Raw genomic sequence first — 3,463 nt, forward strand, 5'->3', positions numbered from 1 at the left:
AATTGTATTTTTTGCATATTTAGAATTAATTTATTTCTAGGGGTTTTCCTCTTGTGCAATGCAACATCAAATCATGTCAAAACTTTGGCCTTCGATTGCAAGAAACTCCCGCGTTAATGCAGCAACTGGATGGTATAGATGCATATCTGGAATGTTTTCTATTGCATCGCACAATTCGTCATACCAAGGACGAATGTGGTCATTGAAGAAAGCACGTTGATTGGTCAGGTTAGATATTTCGACATCATCACCCGCTATGAGATAGCGCATGACTTCACACAAGGCGGATAAGTGATCCTCGGTCTCAGTAACTTCTTCGGCAGATACCAGACCAAAACTATCTAAGGATCGACGAATATCAACTAAGGGCTTTTCATTTAAGTGCCCCGCCATATAAAAAGAGCCGTTCAAAATGACGTTGGGGCGGCCAACGCTAATGAAATTTCGATCAAATTCCTCATGCCAAGCTTTAGCTGGGTTATTTTTGGCAACCTCCACCACGCTATCCCACACCTTGGCTAGCGGTGCGTCATCAGCCTGTACTTCCTGGCCATCCGGAATCGATGCGGCAATTTGATCTAATAACTCCTGATCAGGTGGTTGATGAAAGAGTCTGGCAATCAAGCCATACAAATCAGATCTGGCCAAATCCTCTGGCAAGCCCACATCACCCACCTCAGTTGAGGCACTCTCTTTTATCTGATCACTCATAACTCTTTCTTCACCATATCGACAACACGACAATCACCACACATCTTGAGTCTATCTAGCCCAGCTCCTGCAAAAGCACCATGAGCCCCCAACTTCACCAACATGAGATCCACCATCTTGGCAGTTCCAAAGACCTTGCCGCAGCTGATGCAATGAAAGGGCTTAGTCTCGTTGAGTTCTACTCTTTGCTTGCGCTCCTCCACAGTCTGCAAACGGGGAGCTAAAGACAGCGCTTGTTCTGGGCAAGTTTGAACGCAAATGCCGCATTGAACACATTGCTTTTCTATAAAAGAAAGTTTGGGTTCATCTAAGTTATCTAGCAATGCTCCTTCAGGGCAACTGCCCACACATGACATGCAAAGCGTGCAGGCATCCTTATTAATATTGATGCCACCCAAGAAGGAAGATTTTGGTAAAGCAGCTCCACCAGCAGGAAGTGGTGTTTTAGCTTGCTTTTGCAAATGCTCCAAAACCATTTCAATAGTTTCACGCTTCTGGTTACCCAAACCAAAACTAGCAGGCGAACAAATTGCTGGCAAAGAACCGCGTTGACGCAGCTTGCCCATTGCAGCAGATACAGGCTGCAAGTCTTCTATCGAGTCAAGTTGAATCAGCGAGAATCTAGCGTCAAATCCATAAGCAGCCAAAATTGCATTACCCAAATCGGCTTGGGTTTCTAGTGCGGCGCGATAAGCTGGATCTTCATCACCCGTGAGCAGCAGAATGACTTCAGCAAAACCATAGCTAAGCGCACCAAGCCATAGATCTAAACCAGTGGAGGCGATATGCTCAACTCCGTAAGGCAATACATAAGATGGCAATGCCTCAAATTGCTTTGGTCTTAAATGCGCTAAGCGTCCAAGGGAATCTAAAGCTTGAGTTCCTACCTTGAGCGAATGCAACAGCAAAGCAGGCGCTTGCGATTGTTTTACCTTAGCACTCTCTGCAGCAAATACATTAGCAAGCGTTTTAATCTCTTTACCTTGATGGGTCACACTTGGATAGTTGTAGCGCATCGCACCCGATGGACATACAGTTGAACAAGCTCCGCAACCCATGCATAAATTAGGATTGACTTCTACAGTGCCCTGCCCGCTTTTAAATAAAGAGGAGATAGCACCGGTAGAACACACATCGATACAAGCACTGCAGCCTACTTTGCCATTGCGCCCGTGAGCACAAATCTTTTCGTTATAAGCAAAGTATTTAGGCTTTTCAAATTCACCGACTAAACCTAATAATTCGTTTGCCACCAAGGCTTGCTCAAGCGGATCTTTTCCAGGGGCAAAGTAGCCTTGTGGAGTTTGACTCATGCGCATCTGAGGATCAGCGCGTAGATCCATAATCAAATCAAATTCAGCATTACGTTGATGCTCTGCGCGATCAAAATTAATGGCACCAATACCAGCGCAGGCTGTGACGCAAGCGCGATGGGATTTGCATTTATCTAGATCAATCTGAAACGAATCATCAATGGCACCTTCTGGACAAACCTCAACGCAAGCTCCGCAGCGTGTGCACATCTCTGGATCGATTGGATTTTGCAAATTCCAGTCGACTGAAAATTTACCTAAATATCCATCCAGCTTAATTACTTCACCGGTGTAGATCGGGAAATTTCTTGCGATTGGCAATGCACCCGGCTCTGTACAGAGCACCGAGACATCAAGAGAATCACTCAGCTTTTCAGCCCAAGGCAAAGCCTGATCACCAGAGCCAACAATCAACAGGCGACCTTGGCTTTCATAGTTGACGACCGGCACTGGTTCTGCTTCAGGCATCTCTGCCAGAGCAAGCAATGCAGCAATCTTCGGTGTAGAAGTTTTAGCCTCTTGAGTCCACCCAGCCACTTCACGAATGTTGACAAAGCGTAATGGAGCTAGCAAAGGCTTTGTAGATTGCTCAGCAAGCTCACCAAATAAAGCGCGCTCCTGAGTACAGGCAATGACGATAGCATCGCTACCATCGAATGCTTTAATGACTGAGCCAATCTCCTGTCTACATAAGGAGGTGTGCATGGTAAGACCCAAAGCCTTGCCATCCAAGGGCATGGTTCCATTGCAATTACAAACTAATTTTTGACTCATTGATTTCTTCTTAACTGGTTTTCTTATCCACGGGTAATGGGTCTTTATCCCCCACTTCCTGAATAGGTAATGTTGTGGATGTTAAATCAGTCTGAGGGGCTAGGGGTAAAGCCTGCTCTTCCGGTTTGGAAACCTTGTCATCGGCAGCTTGTATAACCGGGGCCTCATCATCACTATCTTTACGGAAAATGTTGAGCATGTCTGATTGCACCATGCGCTTAAGCATTTCCAGGGGGATGGGGTCTGGCTTGGAATAATCATCGATATAAATATCTAAACCATCCATCACATTGAAATGCGGGTCTGAGAACATCTTTTTCATTGCTGCTTGCTGAACTGCAGGATCCACATCCGGCTTCATAAAAGAAGAGAAGTCAGGAGCAAAACGATCGATCTTCTCCACATCATCCAAAGTAGCTGACGGGAGAGCTTCTTTGCTATCAGCAGAATCTTGCTGCGCTTCAGGAGGATTTGTTAACTCGCGTTTGGTTTGATCGGCTGATTTTTTCTCAAGCTCAACTTCCTCCCCAGACTTGAGGCGCGACCAGCGATTGAGAAATCCCCCAGCCATTAATCCTCCACCCCGCGGTTAGCGCCTTTAAATGATTCGGGGCGATGGCGCTTTTTAGGCTCAGGACGGTAATGCTCGTTCACATATTCTTGCA

At 46.0% G+C, this 3,463-nt stretch carries 3 protein-coding genes; all 3 read right to left on the minus strand.

The window, feature by feature from the left end:
- Positions 1-66: 66 nt before the first annotated feature.
- Genes B7Y67_RS13370 through B7Y67_RS13380 form a run of 3 tightly spaced genes read right to left on the minus strand, consistent with a single transcriptional unit; the run spans position 67 to position 3,369 of the window.
- On the minus strand, positions 67-711 hold the full coding sequence (locus tag B7Y67_RS13370; RefSeq protein ID WP_293599076.1) for a molecular chaperone: 645 nt from the start codon (positions 709-711) through the stop codon (positions 67-69).
- Complete coding sequence (locus B7Y67_RS13375) at positions 708-2,798, minus strand: 4Fe-4S binding protein (RefSeq protein ID WP_293599077.1); 2,091 nt, start codon at positions 2,796-2,798, stop codon at positions 708-710. The genes B7Y67_RS13370 and B7Y67_RS13375 overlap by 4 nt, the downstream gene beginning before the upstream one ends.
- A gap of 10 nt (positions 2,799-2,808) precedes the next feature.
- A complete protein-coding gene (locus B7Y67_RS13380; RefSeq protein ID WP_293599078.1) occupies positions 2,809-3,369 on the minus strand; it encodes a DUF3306 domain-containing protein in 561 nt (186 codons plus the stop codon).
- Positions 3,370-3,463 lie beyond the last annotated feature (94 nt).

It is taken from the genome of Polynucleobacter sp. 35-46-11, from assembly GCF_002281105.1.